Annotated in this window: 16 protein-coding genes; 2 read left to right on the top strand and 14 right to left on the bottom strand. The window is 28.6% G+C overall.

The annotated features are described in order from the left end of the window. Nucleotides 1-1,012 precede the first annotated feature (1,012 nt). From KQI36_RS10325 to KQI36_RS10295, 7 genes are all read right to left on the bottom strand, one after another. The gene (locus KQI36_RS10325) at nt 1,013-2,212 is read right to left on the bottom strand and encodes an FprA family A-type flavoprotein (protein ID WP_216450797.1); all 1,200 of its coding nucleotides are present in this window, start codon (nt 2,210-2,212) and stop codon (nt 1,013-1,015) included. Between the two features lie 55 nt (nt 2,213-2,267). Further along, nucleotides 2,268-4,178, bottom strand: coding sequence for an acyl-CoA dehydrogenase family protein (locus KQI36_RS10320; RefSeq protein WP_216450796.1), 1,911 nt, complete (start codon nt 4,176-4,178; stop codon nt 2,268-2,270). Nucleotides 4,179-4,600: 422 nt separating this feature from the next. Then, nucleotides 4,601-5,725 carry a radical SAM protein gene (locus KQI36_RS10315; protein ID WP_216450795.1) on the bottom strand — a complete coding sequence of 375 codons (1,125 nt, stop codon included), beginning with the start codon at nt 5,723-5,725 and terminating at the stop codon, nt 4,601-4,603. Between the two features lie 716 nt (nt 5,726-6,441). Then, nucleotides 6,442-7,542, bottom strand: coding sequence for an NAD(P)-dependent alcohol dehydrogenase (locus tag KQI36_RS10310; protein ID WP_216450794.1), 1,101 nt, complete (start codon nt 7,540-7,542; stop codon nt 6,442-6,444). Further along, complete coding sequence (locus KQI36_RS10305) at nt 7,517-8,764, bottom strand: MFS transporter (RefSeq protein ID WP_216450793.1); 1,248 nt, start codon at nt 8,762-8,764, stop codon at nt 7,517-7,519. Before KQI36_RS10305 ends, KQI36_RS10310 begins: the two co-directional genes overlap by 26 nt. A gap of 160 nt (nt 8,765-8,924) precedes the next feature. Beyond that, a complete protein-coding gene (locus tag KQI36_RS10300; RefSeq protein ID WP_216450792.1) occupies nt 8,925-10,160 on the bottom strand; it encodes an aminotransferase class I/II-fold pyridoxal phosphate-dependent enzyme in 1,236 nt (411 codons plus the stop codon). Between the two features lie 64 nt (nt 10,161-10,224). Continuing rightward, nucleotides 10,225-11,028, bottom strand: a complete 804-nt coding sequence (locus KQI36_RS10295; protein ID WP_216450791.1) for an SDR family oxidoreductase — start codon at nt 11,026-11,028, stop codon at nt 10,225-10,227. 212 nt (nt 11,029-11,240) lie between these two features. Here KQI36_RS10295 and KQI36_RS10290 point away from each other — a divergent pair, with 212 nt between their 5' ends. Continuing rightward, complete coding sequence (locus KQI36_RS10290; protein ID WP_216450790.1) at nt 11,241-11,669, top strand: Lrp/AsnC family transcriptional regulator; 429 nt, start codon at nt 11,241-11,243, stop codon at nt 11,667-11,669. 156 nt (nt 11,670-11,825) lie between these two features. Here the strand turns inward: KQI36_RS10290 and KQI36_RS10285 are convergent, their stop codons facing one another. The 7 genes from KQI36_RS10285 to KQI36_RS10255 form a co-directional block, all read right to left on the bottom strand. After that, nucleotides 11,826-12,290, bottom strand: coding sequence for a GreA/GreB family elongation factor (locus KQI36_RS10285; protein WP_216450789.1), 465 nt, complete (start codon nt 12,288-12,290; stop codon nt 11,826-11,828). Nucleotides 12,291-12,414: 124 nt separating this feature from the next. Next, the gene (locus KQI36_RS10280) at nt 12,415-13,239 is read right to left on the bottom strand and encodes an MBL fold metallo-hydrolase (RefSeq protein WP_216450788.1); all 825 of its coding nucleotides are present in this window, start codon (nt 13,237-13,239) and stop codon (nt 12,415-12,417) included. A gap of 243 nt (nt 13,240-13,482) precedes the next feature. Then, complete coding sequence (locus KQI36_RS10275) at nt 13,483-14,034, bottom strand: nitroreductase family protein (RefSeq protein ID WP_216450787.1); 552 nt, start codon at nt 14,032-14,034, stop codon at nt 13,483-13,485. A 97-nt stretch (nt 14,035-14,131) separates the two neighbouring features. Then, complete coding sequence (locus KQI36_RS10270) at nt 14,132-15,163, bottom strand: serine hydrolase domain-containing protein (RefSeq protein WP_216450786.1); 1,032 nt, start codon at nt 15,161-15,163, stop codon at nt 14,132-14,134. Nucleotides 15,164-15,321: 158 nt separating this feature from the next. After that, on the bottom strand, nt 15,322-15,537 hold the full coding sequence (locus tag KQI36_RS10265) for a hypothetical protein (RefSeq protein ID WP_216450785.1): 216 nt from the start codon (nt 15,535-15,537) through the stop codon (nt 15,322-15,324). Nucleotides 15,538-15,858: 321 nt separating this feature from the next. Next, nucleotides 15,859-17,223: an MATE family efflux transporter gene (locus KQI36_RS10260; RefSeq protein WP_216450784.1), complete on the bottom strand. Its 1,365-nt coding sequence runs from the start codon at nt 17,221-17,223 to the stop codon at nt 15,859-15,861. A 531-nt stretch (nt 17,224-17,754) separates the two neighbouring features. After that, nucleotides 17,755-18,540, bottom strand: a complete 786-nt coding sequence (locus KQI36_RS10255) for a pseudouridine synthase (RefSeq protein ID WP_216450783.1) — start codon at nt 18,538-18,540, stop codon at nt 17,755-17,757. Nucleotides 18,541-18,787: 247 nt separating this feature from the next. Between KQI36_RS10255 and KQI36_RS10250 the strand changes: the two genes are divergently transcribed. Then, nucleotides 18,788-19,711: a DUF5692 family protein gene (locus tag KQI36_RS10250; RefSeq protein WP_216450782.1), complete on the top strand. Its 924-nt coding sequence runs from the start codon at nt 18,788-18,790 to the stop codon at nt 19,709-19,711. Nucleotides 19,712-19,735 lie beyond the last annotated feature (24 nt).

Here is a 19,735-nt window from a genome sequence, read left to right as displayed (position 1 = left end):
TAAAATTATAACATTATTTTACATAGTACTCAATTAAACAAAGCAAAAATCTAGTCAAAGTGACTACGTATCACCTCAACTGGCTCCATTAAAATTCTTTATTCAATTACAACCTCAATCTCCGTCTCATCAAGTAAACTTACAATGGTTTCCTATCAATCAAACACTATCATTTTCTCCACTATCCTAAAAAATAAATCTTCATCAAATTCTTTTTTATTGGTTCTGTATTTTATATAATTATAATATCCTTCTTTGCCTTATATCTTTGAAGCAAGTTATTGCTTTTTTTATATTACTTACACTTCTCCATAAAATAATTCTTATTTTCAATCATTGCATTAGAAGTATTTACAAAAGCTTAGTACAAAATTTTATCATCTATCTGTTTATTATTACAGTCTTTATTCCCTTTTTTAATATATCTTCTATTACATCTCCAAACAATTCTCCTGCGCAATTCATTTGTGGAGTTCTAAACCTTTCTTATAAAAACACTGCCTCAGTGTCCACAAATAACCTTTCCTGCAGAATGATTAATTATTGTAGCATACTCTACTTTTACAATATCATGTTATTTAACTATAATTTCTGGATGACTTTCCTTTACATAATACTGTGGAACTTCTCCATTATCTTCTACCATTTTCTTATTAAAAAATCTAGTGTATAAATTCTTTTTATCAGAACGTCTACTATGTATACTATATATTTTTCATATAAAAAAAACTTAATTTTTCAATGTTCTTTTTATGTAATTATATCCATAGACTTAATTCATAGATCCTTTGTAAACCTGCCACCAATGTCAAGTCGAATAATCAATACTTTAAAATATAGTTTTATTCTAGTCTTTAGCTTTTTTAAAAGCTTCATCACGCTATGAAATACCAATTAAAAGTATTATAATCATATTGAAGGATATAAGGAGACTTCTCGTTTGTTAAACAAAAAAAGAACCAACTCATCAAAATCGTCCATGAATTGGTCCTAAATTTATATTTTTATAAAATTATTTCATTGATTGAATAATACTATCAACAACGTCAGCAATTGAATCCTTATCTTGTTCTTTTACGCTGGAGTTCACTGATATATCATTATCTAAAATAGTCATTTCTTTCATATCACTTAAATGTTTACGCATTAATTTTCCTGATTGAGGAGCCCAAGAACCATTTTCTATAAGAGCAAAAGTACGTTTTTGAACATTTAGTGCTTTCATATCCATCAGGTATGCTAACATTGGTGGATAAATATTTAAGTTGTAAGTTACACAAGCAAGAACTATATGGCTGTATTTAAATGTTTCAGAAATCAAATATGAAACATGAGTTTTTGAAACATCATACATAACCACATTAGTTACTCCTTTTTTAACTAACTCTGTTGCTAAATTATTAGCAGCATCTTCTGTATTTCCATACATTGTTCCATAAACAATCATTACGCCTTTTTCTTCAGGTTCATATCTACTCCACTTATCATATTTATCTAAAAAATATCCTAAATCACTACGCCATACTGGTCCATGTAATGGGCATATAGTTTTAATATCAAGAGTACTTGCTTTCTTTAAAAGAGCTTGAACTTGAGTACCATACTTACCTACAATATTTGTATAATATCTTCTAGCCTCATCAATCCAATCTCTATCAAAGTTTACTTCATCGTTAAACATTTTACCATCCAATGCGCCAAAAGTACCAAAGGCATCAGCAGCAAATAACACACCATTAGTAGTATCAAATGTTACCATAACTTCTGGCCAATGTACCATTGGAGCAAACATAAATGCAACCTTATGTTTGCCGAAGGACATACTATCTCCTTCTTTAACCGTTATTACCCTGTCTTGAACATTAAAATCAAATTGATGCATAAACAGGGAAGCTTTTTCAGTACATATAATCTTTACGTTTGGATAGCGAAGAATAATTTCTTCAATAGAAGCTGCATGATCTGGTTCCATATGGTTAATTACCATATAGTCTAAATTTCTATCTCCTAAAACCCCTTTAATATTTTCAAGGAATTGACGGCAAATTGACCAATCAACTGTATCAAATAACACTGTCTTCTCATCTAAAAGTAAGTAAGAGTTATATGAAACCCCTTTCTCAATGGGATGAATATTTTCAAATAGAGCAAGTCGATGGTCATTACCACCAACCCAATAAAGATCTTCAGTTATATTTCTAACACAATACATAGTATTTAATCCCCCTTTTCGTTAAAAGCACATTATTATATTTATTTTTAGAAAATCAAACTTCTATAAACATATCCTTTCCCTCACCACAAGCAGGGCAGGTCCAATCCTCAGGTATTTTTTCAAAAGTTGTTCCTGGATTTATATCACCTTCAGAATCTCCTAAGCTAGGATCATATTCGTAACCGCATCCATTACATACATAATGTTTCCAAGTTGGATGAGTCTCTTTTGGAACAGCTCTTTTCATTTTTTTCATTGGTGGCGCTGCTTTTTTTGGTTCTCCATTATCAAAGGCATCAGTAAGCAATGGTAATATTTCCATTAGGTCTCCAACAATTCCGTAATCTGAGTTTTTGAAAATTTTTGCATTAGGATTATTATTTATAGCAACAATTGTAGAAGCTTCCTTTATACCTTTCAAATGTTGAATTGCACCTGAAATACCGCAAGCAATATACAAATTTCCTTTGAATTTTTGACCAGACATACCAACGTATCTATCCAATGGTACATATTTAAGTGTTTCTGCTACTGGACGGGAAGATCCTATAGCTGAACCAACTTGAACTGCTAAAGCTTCTATAAGCTTCATATTTTCTTTTTCTCCTATGCCGAGTCCTGCACTTACTACTCTTTCAGCTTTATTTATAGGAGTATCTATAGGAATTCCAACTGTGAAATCATAGCCATCTTCCTTAAGAGCTTTTACAAGAGCATCTACTCTTTCCTTAGCAGTTCCTTCCTTAAAAATCACTTTTTTACGATAACCTGTAGTAGCAGATTTATTTTTATAAGTTTCATCTGCATTCTTAGTTTTTGGCATTTTACCTATTATATTGGCTGCTATAACAACACGTTGAATCTCATTAGTTCCTTCATATATTGTACAAATCTTAGCATCTCTGTAAGCACGCTCAACTTCCATACCTTTCATATATCCGCTTCCACCAAATATTTGAAGAGCGTCATTTACAATCTCAAGACAAACATCAGAAGCATATTGTTTTGCCATAGCAGCTTCCATACCGTAGCGTTCATGATTTTCCTTAAGCTCTGCAGCACTATAAACAAGTAATCTTGCTGCTCTAAGCTTTGTAGCCATATCTGCTAACTTAAAAGCAACAATCTGTTGCTGGCAAATAGGTTTACCAAATTGAATTCTTTCTTTTGAATACTCAAGTGCATGTTCGTATGCGCCTTGAGCAATGCCAAGAGCCTGAGCTGCAATACCAATACGGCCACCATCCAATGTGGACATAGCAATTTTAAAACCATCTCCTTCTTTGCCTAATAGATTTTCTTTAGGGACTTTTACGTCATTGAAAATTAGCTCTCCAGTGGCAGAAGAACGAATACCCATCTTATCATAATGTTTACCAAAGCTAAAACCTTCCCAACCCTTTTCTACAATAAAAGCACTAATACCACGGGTACCTATATCTGGTGTAGTAACTGCAAAAATAATATAAATGTCAGCCTCACCTGCATTAGTTATAAAAATCTTTTCTCCATTTAAAATATAATAATCCCCTTCTAAAACAGCTGTTGTCTCTGTACCTCCAGCATCACTACCGGCATTTTCTTCCGTAAGACCGAAGGCTCCAATTTTTTCTCCTTTTGCAAGTGGAACTAAATATTTTTGCTTCTGCTCCTCTGTCCCATAAGCAGAAATTGGATATGCACCTAAAGATGTATGAGCTGAAAGAATTACGCCTGTACCACCATCTACTCTTGATAATTCTTCAACAGCAATAGCATAGCTAATTACATCTAAACCTGCTCCTCCATACTCTTTTGAATATGGTATGCCCATCATACCTATATCAGCCAACTTATGAATTTGCTCCAAAGGAAATTTATTTTCTTGATCTAATATAAATGCAATAGGTTTAATTTCTTCTTCAGCAAATTCTCTAATTTTTATTCTCAGATTTTCATGTTGTTCCGTAGTCTTAAATAGCATAAATATACCTCCTTTAAATTAAAATAATATATAAATATTCTTCTTTAATGAATTTTTGTAATTAGAGATTCTTAACCTTAAACATATTCTACAAATCTTTTTTACTTATATGAAAGCCGTATAATAAATATGTTTTACAGAATCAATTGTTTTGTAATTATAGTCCTATATAGTCTATTAAAAAAATTTCAAGGCTATTACCTTTCTTTTTATTATTGTTGAACAATCCTGAAAAATAATAAAAATAAAAAAAGGTCTTTTAAAACCTTAATTATATTGAGCTTGCTTTTAGAGATAGATTATTATATTTTTTCAAACTAAAAACCCAGTTATAATCATTATAACTGGGTTTTAATTTATAATTCCTTATTCAACTTAACTGTAATTTTTTATATTCCTTGGACAATAAAAATTAAAATTATCTAAAAAAGTAACTCTCCTGGTTTATAACCGTTAGGTAATTCTTCCTCACATAAGAATTTGAAATTGTCATCACGTAATATTGGTAAAAATGCTTCATATGGTATTCTAGGGAACTCACAAGCGTATGGACTTGCTCCAAACCATTTACCTTCTTTACTACTTAAATTTAAATCTCTAGCAAATTTTGTATGGTTTGAACAATCATGAACTGCTAAATCCCAATTTTCTTCATCAGCCACTTTCATTAATTTGAAAGTTAATTCTCTGCTCCAAATTGGAGAAATATAACCATGTCTAGAAATATACATGTTTTCTCCAAAATAGTTATCTATGTTATTCTCATTTAAATGTAATTCTGCACAATTTATAAAGTCAAGTTTTGTGTCTAAAATTGCTTGCTTTTTCTTAAAGAATACCTCAAAAAATTCAGGAGTCATTGGAGTTTCAATACCAACACTTTTAATATATTTTTTTGCTATTTTTATGTTTTCAATAACTTTATCTGAACAATTGGATGCACCTAAGTTAAAACGTATCTCATCAAGGCCAGCTTCACCTAAAGCTTTTAATGTTTCTTCTGTAGCCAAAATCCCATTTGTATATAAATGTTGATGAATTTGCGCATCACTAAATTTCTTTACAACTGAATAGTATTTTTCAATTTCCATAAATGGTTCTAAATAAACATAAGAGATACCAGTAGGTTTGTTATGTATAGAAAGAAGTAACTCAATATCCTTTTCATAAAATTTTGTACCACCAATTTCCCACATACCTTCACCAATTGGTGGAATGTTATCTAAATCACCATAATTGTAACAAAACTTACACTCTATGTTACATTTATTTGTTTTTCTAATGGCACTTAAGCCAGTTCCTTTAAGACAAGAATGACATCCTTTAGAAAATTTATTTTCATTTCCTACGAAAAAAGTTCTATTCTCTAGAGTTTTTAACCCTTTAATTTCTGACATTAATATATTATTTCTATGATCAATTGCCTCTTCAATTTGTGCAAATGTAGCGTAAACAATTTCTTGTTGTTTTACCATAAGTTCCTCATCTTCTGGTAACATTGAAAAAAATTCAATCCATTTTAACGCGTCTTCTTTTGAAATTTTCATACTATATCCTCCTCTAATTATGTATCACTATTATTTATATCTTCTTCCCAGCTTAATGAACAGTATTTTTACTAGTTTTAATTTTGTTTTGTTCAATTTCCTTACTAAAATTAAGATCTAAATTATGAAAGAGCTCTTCTTTCGTTATTTCTTGTATTTTTATCTAATTCTGTTTCATATCCGTTTTGAAATGTTTATTTATATCCCAAACGTTAAAAATGCAACATCTTTATTTGTTGTATTTTATTTATCATTAATTTAAATTCCGTTCATGCCATATAAATTACTATCTTCTATACAGTGTAATTTGTGCAAATATAACATTACATTTTGTATAAAAGCATTTTAAAGGCATTGAATAAATCTAAATTTAATCTCATTTCTCTATATGAATCAAATTACAAAAGTATTATAACATATAAATATATGCTAATTCTATACACACACCTTATTAAGTCTAACTACTATACCTCTAATATTACCACTAAAACTTATAACATTTTCTCTAATCATAGCTCTATTTTCAAGAATATTATCTTATAATACTTGTGTATTAAATCTTTAGCCCTATAACTAAACATAAAAAAACTATTGCTTTTCTAACATTTAGTTAGTTTAGCAACAGTTTCTTTAATCTATAGAGTTTTAAGTTAAGTTATATATTTTGTATTCTAATATTTTTTAAACAATAAGTATTATATTTAAATTTTTGCTATTTATTTTGATATACGAATAACTGGTTTTATTACTTTTCCATCATGAGAATCTTTAAATGCTTGTTCTATATCTTCAAAGTCATAAACAGTAATAATTTTATCAATAGGAAATCTTCCTTCTTTATACATTCTAATTATTTCTGGTATATATACTTGAGCAATACATTCACCTTCACATGTTCCACGTAAAGTCCTCATATTCATTAAAATATCTTCTCCAATATTAAAGGAATCAATTATTCCACTAGAACCTAATACAAATATCGAACCATTAAAAGAAGATGCTTTAATAGCTTTTTCTATCATAGGTCCAAATCCACTAGTGTCTATACAATAATCTACACCGCCTGGAACTATTTCATGAATTGATTTAACTATGTCATCTACTTCTTTTCTATTAATTGTATGAGTAGCACCAAGTTCTTTTGCAAGTTCTAAGCTTTTACTGTTACCACCAATTGCTATAATTTCTTTGCAGTGTTCCATATTAGCTCCCATAATTGCACTAAGTCCAACTGCTCCCATTCCGAAAACTGCAATTGTAGAATTTATACTAGGTTTTATTATATTAGTTATTGTTCCTGCTCCTGTCTGTATACCACAACCAAGTGGTGCAGCTATTTCTAAATTAACATCTTTATCAACTTTAATTGCACTTCTATTATTAATTACTGAATGTGTAGCAAAAGAAGATTGTGCAAAGAACATTGCTATATCTTCACCATTTTTACTTAATCTACTTTTTCCATCAGCTGCAGTTCCACCAAAATTTATTTCATTGTAATGATCACAGTAAAAAGGCTTACCACTTCTACAAGCTGCACAATTTCCACAGTATCCGTATGAAAAAACTACATGGTCACCTACTTGAAATTTTTTTACCTCTGACCCAACTTTTTCAATAATTCCTGCCCCTTCATGACCAAAAACAGCCGGGAACTTTTGATTTATACCACCTTGTCTACCGAATTCATCAGTATGACATATACCACTTGCTACCACTTTAACAAGTAGTTCATCATCTTTTGGTTCTGCAAGGTCAATCTCTTCAAATACAAAAGGTCCACCTTTTATATTAACAACTGCCGCTTTTATCTTCATTGTAATTTCCTCCTAAATTAACATTTTTTATGGATTTCTTTTTCATAAGCACTGCAAAAGTAAATACATTCAAAAAACCAATTAAACTAATAATTACAAGAATATATATACCTCTTGTCCATGATTTTGTTATTTCCACTGCTTTTATAATTATAGGTGTTCCTACAAATATACCTATATAATAAATAAAATTGATAAATGATATGCTTACACCAATAAGTTTTTTATTTTTAATAATGTTTGGTGCAATAATCATTACACAAGCAGAGGAAAGTCCAGTACCTGCTGAAAGTAATAATAACTGTAGAATTATACTCTTTGCATCTGTTAAATAATTGGAGTATATAACAGCTATTGTCATTATAAAAAAAGAACATACTGTTATTAATGATCCTTTTTTAGTTTTATCAATTAAATACCCAGCTATAGCTCCAAAAGGGATTCCAAATAATCCAAAGTAACTAGCATATCTATTTGCAACAAAGCTATTAATTCCATATTTTTGACTATATATTAACGGAAAAGTATTTATGAATGTAAAAAGTACTAATGCCATACACCCTTGTGCAATTGCTAAAATCCATATATATTTATTTGTGATTGCCTCTTTAAACATATTCTCGTCATTTTTACTTATAGTTTCTTCTTCATTTTCATGAATATCCTTTATCTTAAAAAAATATATAATAAACAATACTATGGAAATAATAACAATAAACATCCATGGACTTTTTATTCCATATTTTTTTACCATTGGCAAAAATATATTCATAGCTAATAAAGAACCTGCCGCTGAAAAAGTACCCCAAATTCCAGTAGCCAACCCTCTATTTCCATCTTTAAACCATTCATTTATAAATACAATTCCAACCATTATAATCATTGAAAATGCAATTCCTTCTATTAATCTTGAAAATAGCATTAATATAAAATTATTAGAAATAAAACCTATGCTATTTCCTAAAATAACAGACAACATTAAAAAAACAAGTAATTTTTTAGGTCCAAATTTCGTAACCAAACGGCCACCAGGAATTGATAGAAATATTCCAGATAGAGTAAATATAGACATCAACCATGAAATTGATGAAAGTGAGAACCCCATCACGTCTACTATTTCATTTTGTATAGGAATTATTTTTAATTGACTTAAAGATATGACCACACCGCCTAAATACAATAATAAAAAGTTAGTCCATTTACTTCTTTTTTTAATTATCACAGAGTTAACCCCCTTAAATTATGCAAATAAATATACCTTTATATCTTCTTAATAAATACGCTAACCACTATATTAGTATCTATATACTGGTGAAAATATCCTTTAGATAACAGTGGTTAGCGTATTAACTGAAGTAATAATTGAGTACTACCCCAAATTTTTATTTTAATGTACTAAGTCTTCTTATAACTTCTTCAATTATTGAAGGTTCTAATGCATAACATATTCGAAACCACCCAGGTTCATTAGTTGCAAATATTCTACCTGGAGAAATATTTAATTTTAAGTCACAAAACATTTTTTTCCATAATTTGTTTTCAGCTTCAAATGTTTGTTCTTCTAGATATTTTGCAAAATTAGCAAATATAAATATACCTCCCTGAGCTTTTTTGGTTTTAATATCTAATTTGTTTAGAGCAGTTTCTATTCTTTGATAACTTATGTGTAATTGTTTTTTATTATCTTCCATTAATTTAGGAAGCTCTGATGATTTTAATAATTCTGTCAACAATCCTTGTGTATGTGTAGACACGCCTGAGTAATACGCTAAGTTTTGCATGCCTTTTATTAAGTCTTTATTAAATGAAATAGCAAAACCTGTTCTAAACCCTGAAAGAGCGAAATCTTTTGCAAAACTACTAGTAACATGTACATGTTCAATATAATTATCTGGAACTAATTTTAAAGTACTAATCCATTTTGTATTTGGATCATGAATGGTTTGACCATAGATTTCATCTGAAACAATATCAAGATTATGACTAATACTAAAATCGATTACATTTTTTATGGCATCTTCTGAATAAACAGTTCCTGTTGGATTATTTGGAGATGAATAAAGCACTCCCACAACTTTTTTACCCTTTAAAATTTCTTCATTATATGCTTTTTCAAATACATCCTTATCCATATTTTCTCCACAATGGACTGGAACTAACTCTATTTTTGCTCTTTCTGAGAAATCATCTTCAAAACCTGAATAATATGGAGCTGGAACTAAAAAAACATCCCCTGGATCGCCTAACATTGTTGCTAACATTTCTAATGCTAAAGAACATCCTGAGCCTACAATTATATTGTCTGCAGTAATTTTTCTATAATTTTCATCTTCAAAAATAACTTTTTGCCAATGATTAGCTATTGCTGTTCTAAAATCCTTACTTCCATAAAAGAAATCATAGTGAAGATGATTTGGCTTTATATTCATTGTATTTTGTAATTTATATAATAAATTTATAATTTCATCATCAATTAAATGTGTCTCTGCTGTTCCTAAATTTATATATCCATCTTTTCTTGTTACAGGATTGTATGGTTTGTCTCTCGTACTAAAATCAGCATGCATAAGTGGAGACATATCTTTAACATTGGCCATTCCTCTTTTTGATAACGACATTCTATATACACCCCTTTAAATTTTTTTATAAAATACTCTTTATAGCTGTATGATACTTTAAAATTTAGTGACTTAATCCTGCCTCCGTTTGTATTCCTGGCCTTGATGCAAGTCCCATGGTAGCATCAATAACTGCTCCATGTAATACAGTAGATTCTTCTCTTAACAACTTTTCTATCCAATAAGAAATTTCATCTGGTTGAATTAGACGTTGTTTTGATTGAGCAAGGTCAAATTTCTTTCTTTCTTCATGTGACATTTTAGATAATGTGCTAGACACAAACATTGGAGTTTCTGTTGCACCAGGACAAACTACAAAAACATCTATTAAAGTATGTGTATTTTCAGCAGCTAATTGTTTTCCTAAAAATGCTACTGCTGATTTACTCATTCCATCACTTAATGTAAAATAAGGGAAGGCTGCTAATCCACCACCTACAGATGAAATAAATATTAGTTTACTCTTGCTTTCTTTCTTCAATAAGTTTTCTTTCACAACTTTATATATCCAAAGTGGACCAAGAGCATTAACCTTAAACATTGCCTCATCTCTTTCAAAACCTAAATTATCATCATCCTTTGCATAATCTTTTACTGTTCCTGACCCTAAAGCCGCATTAAAGATAATTCCATCCCATGAATGGTTAGTTAAAAATTCTGCTTTTTTTATAGCTTCTGGGTCTCCTTGGTCTAACTTATATGCAAATACTTTTCCTGAATATTGCTCTGTTAACTTTTTTGCTTTTTCTGAAGAACTTCTATAGGTAATATGAACTTCATAACCCATTTTAGCAAGCAAATGTACTGTTGTTTCTCCAATTCCTTGTGTTCCGCCAGTTAGTAAAATTTTTTTATTTGAATTTTCCATAGATACCCCTCCAATTTAGTAATAAAATTTTTATTTAAAATTTAAAATATTCTCAATATTTTTATTTGTTTACATTCTATATGATTGTAAGCTTAAGGTAAATATTATATAATAAATACAAATAATAATTTATTTTTTAACTTTTAAACAAAATATAATTACAAATTATATTAAAAAACTTTATATTTTTTTGTCATATAGGAGATATATTAATGGATAAAATTGACTATGAAATAATGAAACATTTAGAAAAAAATGCACGAATCTCTATAAAAGAACTTAGTAAAAAAGTAAATCTATCTCAACCTGCCGTTAGTGTTAGAATGAAAAGATTAGAAGAAACCGGTTGTATTAAAGGTTATTTAACATTAATAGATCCTAAAACTATTAATAAAAATTTAATTTGTATTTGTTTGCTTTCATCTAAAAATAAAATTATAGAGCAAAGTTTTTTTGATTTTGTAAATCAATGTGAAGATATTGATGAATGTCATTGTGTTACAGGATATTATGAGTTTTCACTGAAAATATCTACGGAATCTTCATTTACACTTGGTGTATTACTTGATACTTTAAGAAAAAAGTTTGGATTTAAAAGTGTAACTTATCCAATAGTTAAGTCTATAAAAGAAAGTATATAGTATAGATTTCATATCATATTTATGGGCTTATTTACATATTTAAATTAGTTCTTTGAAATAATTTAATGCGATTGCAATTTTTTAAATTACATTTAAATAATTTGCAATAAAAAAATCTTGGATTTCTCCAAGACTTTATAATATAATCAAATAAATTTATAGTATTTCTAATATTTCTACTTTATATTTTTCACCTGGGGCATCAACTTCCACTACATCTCCAGCTTTTTTCCCCATTAATGCTTTTCCTAAATCTGATTCTACACTTATAAGCATATTTTCTGGATCTGCATCCATAGTAGTTACTAGTGATACAATTGTTTCAAATTCATCTTCTACAAATTTAACTTTAGATTTACTATTAACTCCTAGTACTGATTTATTTTGATTTTGAACATCTATTACAGTTGCAGTTGAAATCATAGTTAATAAATATTGAATTCTGTTATCATTTTCTCTATAGTTTGCACAAGCTTCTTTGTATTCTGCATTTTCTGACCTATCACCATGAGCAGCTGCTTCTAATTTTTCCTTTGCTATTTCAGCTCTTTTTTTAGTCATTCTATATTCTAATTCTTCTTTTAATTTGTTCATATTTTCTTCTGTCAATATGTTTTTCATGTACCAATAAACCTCCTCGAGATATGCTATGTTAATATTATATAATAATCTAAATACTAATAAAACCTTAAGCTACGCTATTTAAAAATTTTATTATAATTACTAATGATAAATAGCTATAGTATTATAACTCTATTACCTTGCCTGTTGAAAGTGTACTTATTTGCTTTCCCATCAAAGAATGAAGTCTATTGAAAGCTGTCTCACCTGTGCAATGACAAGTAAAATAACCTGTTGAATGTTTAGATAGTTCTGCAGCTAGTTCATCAATTCTACTTTCAGGCTCAGTATTTTTAGTAGGTGGATCATATAGATGAAATCCAGATACTACAAAGTCTACAGAACGACCTAGCAACTCCTCTGCTTTGTTTAACAAGTTTATAACCCCTCCATGAGCACAACCACCTACTAGCACAGTTGTTTCTCCTTCAGTAATAATTAAACTCTGTTCATGAGAGAAATCATCCTCTACCATCAAACCATTTTTTTCAGCATAAAGAGTATTATTAAACATAGGCTTAAGAATATTTCCACAAGGACTACTAAATACCTGTAACTCTTTATCAATAACTTGAGTTGATTTAGTTAACAGTATCTGAGGAGATTTTTTCAAAGCTAGTTCTACTCCCACAGGATAGTCTTTTCCAAAGGCCTTTATTGTGTGTGCTGAAAAAGCATCAGGACGAGTATAAATCTTGGAGTTAGCATTTAACTTTAGAAATGTATTCATCCCACCACCATGATCCATATGTCCGTGTGAAAGGAAAGCAGTATCTACATTAGATAAATCAACTCCTAAAACATCAGCATTTTTCAATAAAGTAGAACCATCCGGTCCAAAATCAAAAAGAATACAATGGTTTATAGTTTGTATATATAAACTTAACCCATGCTTAGATTCACAATTAGGATTAATAGTATTATTTTCTACCAAAACAGTTATTTTCATCACAATTCCCCCTATGAAATTCTATTTATAAATCTTATTAGAAAACTTTATACTAAAGTTAGTCTCATATAACTTAATATTATTATACTAGTATTTAATTATCTTGTTCGCTCTGTTCTGACAAACTTTAGTCCCAAATAGACATCTCAAAATTTCTTTTTAAAATCTACCTTTTCTTAGGGAAATCTCCATTTTGGTGTTAATGATATCAATATGCTAAGTCCGGTTTTTACGCTTTTATAATTATTTAAGATTCTTTTTTCTAGCTTTATGTTTTCTATGTTCGTACTTTTGCCAGTAAACATGTTTTTCATCGAACTGAGTTCTTGGCTCTTTTTCTTCATCTGGATATCCTAAATATATAACTGCTAGTGGTATAACTTTCTCTGGCAAATCTAATATTTTATATAAAGGTCTTGCAGCACTTTCAACAGGATGTAATCCAATCCAAACTGAACCTAACCCCATACTAGTTGCTGCTAATAAAATGTTTTCAATGGAGGCACTGCAATCTTGAATCCAATAATCCCTAACTGGTCCTGACATTGATAATTTCATATTCCCACAGACAACAATCATTGCCGGTGCGTTATATTGTCCAAAATATAAACTTTTTCTTACTTCATTTTTTATATTATCCTCTGTAATAATAATATACTCCCAAGGTTGTGTGTTACATGCACTAGGAGCTGCCATTCCTGCTTTTATCAAAGTTAGTAATGTTTCATCGTCTACTGTTTTATCAATAAATTTTCTTATACTTCTTCTTTTATATATACATTCAATTACATCCATATTCTCATATACCCCATCTATATTAAATTAAATCTATTGTGTTTTATTTCTGAATATAATTATAGCCTCATCAATTATCTTGACATCTTATCTAAACTTAAATACTTTTAAATAAAATTGATTCTACATTTTTCACTTGGATTTTAAATTGTTTACTAGTTATATTAGTTATCATAACTATTTGTACATTCTCATCTGGGAAGATATTGTTTGCTGAAAAAAATCCAGGTATTCGACCACTATGAGATATTCTTTTTACTATTTTGTCATTAAAATTTAAGTTATTTATAAATACACCATACCCATAATATCCATCTTTGCCTGCTGAAATATGCCTTTCAGTCATTTTGTTTAATAGAGATTTATCAATAACATTTCCATTAATTAAAGCCCTGTTCCAAATGTACAAATCTTCAACAGTTGAATACAATCCGCCAGCAGCAAATGGTACGCTCATATCAATAAAGCTTGAATTTACAATATGCTCATCATTATTATAAATTTTCAAATCATAACCACTAGCTCTATTTTTAATTATTTTAGTATTGCTATCATATCCTGAATTATTCATTGATAATTTTTCAAAAAAGTTTTCTCTAATATACTCCTCATAAGTTTTATTAGTGGTCTTTTCTATAATGTCGCCTAATAAAGTATATCCTGAATTAGAATATTTATAGTTTGTTCCTGGTTCAAAATCATAAGGTAAATGTTTAAAGTTATTTATTAAATCTATTGTCTTATGACTTTTTCTCATAATGTTAGAGAACTCTTCAATGTCGGTATAATTAAAGACTCCCGCTGTATGAGTTAATAAATTATGAATGGTTATACTTTTTCCCTTTGGATAATCATTCATATATTTATCTAAAGTATCAGTTAAATTCAACAATCCTTTATCATATAGTTGTAATATTGCTGCAGCTGTAAATTGTTTAGTTATAGAACCAATTCGAAACTTTGTCACATTAGTATTTTCAACATCCAATTCAAAATTTGCCATGCCAAAGCCTTTGCTTATTAATTTTTTATCATTTATTGATACTAATATAGATCCATTAAAATTTTCTTTATATAGATAATTTTCAATTTCTAATTTTACTTGATTTAAAAGATTTTCATTAACCATAATTTTTTAGAAAAAGATTGATACTTATTTCTATCTTTTCCATACCCCTTTCTTGAATTATAAGTAGCTAAAGTCTAATATTATTTAAATCTGCTTTAAAATAAAAATTATTTATTACACCCTTTAAAAATACTTCTATATATAACTTTTATATTTAATTACTTAGTTGTAAATCTTTTTATAGAATCATAAATAACCAATATTCCAATAATAAATGATACTGTTCTCATAATAAAATCACTAATTAATAAACCACCTAATAAGTAAGTAACATTATAAAAATGACCTGTAATTATACTTGGACCCAATATAATTGTAATGCCTAAAAGACAATTAATTAATAATATAATAATTTTTTGAATATTTAACTTCATTTAGTTCCTCCTAACATTTCAAATAAAAATTAATCATATTTTAATATTGCATAATTATCAGCTATAGAAGATAATTATGCTATTTTAGTAAATTATAAAATAACTGATATTTACTTAATTTATCAATTCTATCAATTATAATTTAAAGCATTTCCTTATATATTTCTCTATTTCAAGAAATTCACCTCCTAAACTTTCTTATTTCTTTACTTAATTTGTCTAATTTTTTATAATAAAAAAGGTCTCCATCCATAAAGGACGAAGACCTGTATTTCCAACTTTTAGGCTTAATTTTACGCCTATGATTAATATCCTGTAGTATTAACAACTTGTTTTTTCACACTTCTTTTCAAACCCATGTAACCAATTAAATTTTAGATAGTAAATTAAAAAAATTACAGAACTTAAAAACCAGGTCAATGGATATGCCCAAAATATCATTCTTATTTCAGGTATAAAATGTGTAGCCACTGTTACATAAATTACTCTTATAATGCACCAGCAACACAACATTACAATCATTGGAACAATAGCTTTTCCTGCACCCCTTAAAATTCCTGCTACACAATGAGAAAATGCAAGAAGAAAGAAAAATAACGAAATTGTCCTTGCTTGAGCCGTACCATATTGAATAACTTCTGGTTCACTATTAAAAAGTGCAACAAGTTTTGGTGCTGTTAAAAAGAAAATTATGCCAATGACTTCCGCAAGAATAATTGAAACAATTATTCCAAAATATGTTCCTTTTTTAGCACGTTCATATTTTTTTGCACCAAGGTTTTGGCTAACAAATGTTGTCATAGAAAAAGCAAAGCTCGTAATTGGAATAAATACAAATCCTTCGATTTTAGAATATGAACCACAGCCTGCCACTGCAACAGCACCAAAAAAATTTATATTTGATTGCACAACAATATTTGCAAGGGCAATAACAGAATTTTGTATACCTGCTGGTATCCCCATATGAAGAATTTGTTTAAGCATATCTAAGTTTAAACGTATTTTACTAAAAGTTACTTTATAAATATCTTTTGTACGAACAAGATGATAAAATGCTAGTACAACACTTACTGCTTGAGAAATAACAGTTGCTATTGCAGCACCACCAATTCCCATTTTAAAAACTGCAACAAATAATAAATCTAATACAACATTTACAATTGATGAAACAATAAGATAGTACAGTGGATGTTTGCTATCACCTACTGCTTGAAAAATACCACTTGCAGTGTTATACATAACAACTGTTAAAATTCCACCAAAATAAATTCTCACATATAAAACAGCATTAGGAAATACTGACTCCGGTGTTCCCATAAGCCTTAATATTTGAGGTGAAAATACTGTTCCTACTAAAGTTAATATAATTCCTGATATAATTCCAAAGGCAATAGATGTATGAATTGCTGTTTGTACATTTTCTTTTTCATTTGCACCAAAATATTTTGAAATAACAACACCTGCACCCATAAAAATTCCACCAAATAACCCAACTAGTAAAAATATAAGTGAACCAGTAGAACTTACTGCTGCTAATGCATCTCTTCCTACAAAATTACCAATTACTAATGAATCAACTATATTGTATAACTGCTGAAATAAGTTTCCCCAAAAGATTGGCAATGCAAATCTAATAATTTTTTTACCTATTGATCCGTTTGTCATTAATACTGCATTTGATTCCATATAATCTGTCACCCACTCTCAAACAACCACTTGTTCATTATTTCTAATTTAATCATATACACTATTTTTCAGCCATATAAACAATAAATGAAAAATTATATAAAATACATTTAAATTAAATAATTTTTCTTAGCACTATTTAAAAACTATAACATTATTTTACAAAATAATCAATTTCATAAAAAGAGTAGATAATCAAAGTAAGTATCTTACAACTTGATATATACATACAAGGGTTAACGCAAAAAACAAAATTATATTTCCAATAATTACTTTATTGTCATGTTCATTTCTAGACATCTTATATTTTAAATAAATTAAAGTTAAAAACACTAAAGCTAACCCAGACAAAATAATTCTAAATATATACATATACAATTTAATATTTTCAATAGTAATTATAAAAACTGGGATATAAAAAAATAAATATAATTTGTAATATCCTTTTTTATCTAGAATATCTTCTTGTAAACCATATAAAAATTCATTATTCATAAAACCATACCCTTTCAAAGCCATAATAGTTTCAATTTATAAATCTTTTAATAACATTTGAATTTCTTCTTCTACAAGAGTTCTATATTGTCCTTTTTTTAGAGTTTCATCTAAAGTTAACCCTCCAATTGAAACCCTCTTTAGGTAGATTACATAACATCCAACTGCTTTTAGCATGCGCTTTACTTGATGTTTACGCCCTTCAGAAATTATAAGATATCCAGATACAACTGGTTGATTATAGCGATTTGAATCTATGTTATAAAATTTTTTAATGTCCATTTCCTTTTCAAATTCTTTATAAGTTCCATTTCTAATTATATTTATTTTTGCAGGCTTAGTTAATGGTTCATCTTTACCTATAGAAAGTCCCTTTTCTAATTTATTAACATCATCTTCTGTTAGTGAACCTAATGCTATAAAAAAGTACTTCTTTTCAACATGTTTTTGTGGACACATTAAATGATGTTCAAAATCACCATCATTAGTAAAAAGCAATAATCCCTCTGTATCCTTATCTAATCTTCCAACATGGAATACTCCATTCATATCAACTTCATCAAAATAATCAATGACTGTTTTATTAACTTCGTCTTTTCTTGCAGTAATACATCCTGCTGGTTTATGAAACATGTAATACACCTTTCCAGGGTGAACAACTAATTTATCAAAATACTCAATAACATCCACATTTTCATTAATATCTATTGCTGGTTCTGTTACAACTTGTCCATTTACTTTTACAGAACCTTCTTTAATATAAATACGAACATTTTTTCTACTTCCAATTGATGATTCTGCTAAAAATTTATCTAATCTCATGCTTCTCCTTTTCTTATCCTTTGTAAAATAGATTTAAGTGTAAATCAACTATTTTAATATACACCACTTTTATTTCTCAGTAAAGATATCTAAATTTAAACTTTCTTTCTAAAAATAAGTATTTATAATGCCTATTCAGTATATATGCATTTTTACAAATTTCAATACATATCTTTAATTATATGAACAATATAATTTTCTTAATAATTAAGTGGATTCTAAAAATTTATAATTAGGGGGTGTATTTATGTTTTTTTATGAATCATTACCTTTTACAAGTTGGCTCATGTGGTTAGTAGTATTTTTGGTGTTAATTGGACTAAATGAATTAGGTCGTAGATCTAAATATGGTGGAATTTTTCTTTTTGTTGTATTACCAATAATTCTTACTTTTGCTATATGGCCAAAAACTACTGAAGGTACAAGTGTAAATGACTGGTTCCATTATGCTAAAGTATATTCTGCACTTGCAGGATGTATTGGTTTTTGGATTATTCGTCATGTTAAAGATGTAAGTACTAAAAAATGGGTTTTATGCTTTCCACCACTTATTTTAGCTATTAATATTTGTGAAGCAGTAGCTCGTGATTTTCAAATCTATGGATTACATCTTAATAAAGAAATATTCGAAGGAATGATGACTTTAAGTGGACCTTGGAATATTATGAATGGAATTGCTGGAATATTAAATATTATTACTATTACAGGCTGGTTTGGAATATGTATTAGTAAAGATAAAAGTAAAGACATGTTATGGCCTGATATGCTATGGTTTTGGATTGTAGCATATGATATTTGGAATTTTGCATATACTTATAATTGTTTACCTGATCATTCATGGTATTGCGGTTTAGCACTATTATTAGCTCCTACCTTTGCTGCTTTCTTTATAAAAAAAGGTGCTTGGTTACAACATCGTGCACAAACACTTGCATTATGGTGTATGTTTGCAATGACCTGTCCGAGCTTTATTGATGAATCACAGTTTGCAGTTAGATCATCACATAATTCAACTGCATTATTTATTGTAAGCTTAATAGCACTAATAGCAAATATAGCAGTATTTATATACTATGCTTATAAAATAGTTAAAACAAAACGTAATCCTATTAAAGGAGAACTTTATACTGATCTTAATAGTTATAAAGAAATTAAAGCATTATCTGAGTAATGTTATTATAATTTTAAGAGTGCC

The organism is Clostridium senegalense (assembly GCF_018916625.1).
Taxonomy (GTDB): Bacteria; Bacillota; Clostridia; order Clostridiales; family Clostridiaceae; genus Clostridium_J; species Clostridium_J senegalense.
This window is presented reverse-complemented; position numbering and strand designations above follow the sequence as displayed.

Excerpts from the sequence above, each read along its gene's own strand:
- KQI36_RS10325 (WP_216450797.1), bottom strand. The coding sequence starts at position 2,212 with ATGTATTGTGTTAGAAATATAACTGAAGATCTTTATTGGGTTGGTGGT.
- KQI36_RS10310 (WP_216450794.1), bottom strand. The coding sequence starts at position 7,542 with ATGAAGATAAAAGCGGCAGTTGTTAATATAAAAGGTGGACCTTTTGTA.
- KQI36_RS10300 (WP_216450792.1), bottom strand. The coding sequence starts at position 10,160 with ATGTCGTTATCAAAAAGAGGAATGGCCAATGTTAAAGATATGTCTCCA.
- KQI36_RS10250 (WP_216450782.1), top strand. The coding sequence starts at position 18,788 with ATGTTTTTTTATGAATCATTACCTTTTACAAGTTGGCTCATGTGGTTA.
- KQI36_RS10315 (WP_216450795.1), bottom strand. The coding sequence starts at position 5,725 with ATGAAAATTTCAAAAGAAGACGCGTTAAAATGGATTGAATTTTTTTCA.
- KQI36_RS10280 (WP_216450788.1), bottom strand. The coding sequence starts at position 13,239 with ATGAAAATAACTGTTTTGGTAGAAAATAATACTATTAATCCTAATTGT.
- KQI36_RS10275 (WP_216450787.1), bottom strand. The coding sequence starts at position 14,034 with ATGGATGTAATTGAATGTATATATAAAAGAAGAAGTATAAGAAAATTT.
- KQI36_RS10320 (WP_216450796.1), bottom strand. The coding sequence starts at position 4,178 with ATGCTATTTAAGACTACGGAACAACATGAAAATCTGAGAATAAAAATT.
- KQI36_RS10285 (WP_216450789.1), bottom strand. The coding sequence starts at position 12,290 with ATGAAAAACATATTGACAGAAGAAAATATGAACAAATTAAAAGAAGAA.
- KQI36_RS10295 (WP_216450791.1), bottom strand. The coding sequence starts at position 11,028 with ATGGAAAATTCAAATAAAAAAATTTTACTAACTGGCGGAACACAAGGA.
- KQI36_RS10270 (WP_216450786.1), bottom strand. The coding sequence starts at position 15,163 with ATGGTTAATGAAAATCTTTTAAATCAAGTAAAATTAGAAATTGAAAAT.
- KQI36_RS10255 (WP_216450783.1), bottom strand. The coding sequence starts at position 18,540 with ATGAGATTAGATAAATTTTTAGCAGAATCATCAATTGGAAGTAGAAAA.
- KQI36_RS10260 (WP_216450784.1), bottom strand. The coding sequence starts at position 17,223 with ATGGAATCAAATGCAGTATTAATGACAAACGGATCAATAGGTAAAAAA.
- KQI36_RS10290 (WP_216450790.1), top strand. The coding sequence starts at position 11,241 with ATGGATAAAATTGACTATGAAATAATGAAACATTTAGAAAAAAATGCA.
- KQI36_RS10265 (WP_216450785.1), bottom strand. The coding sequence starts at position 15,537 with ATGAAGTTAAATATTCAAAAAATTATTATATTATTAATTAATTGTCTT.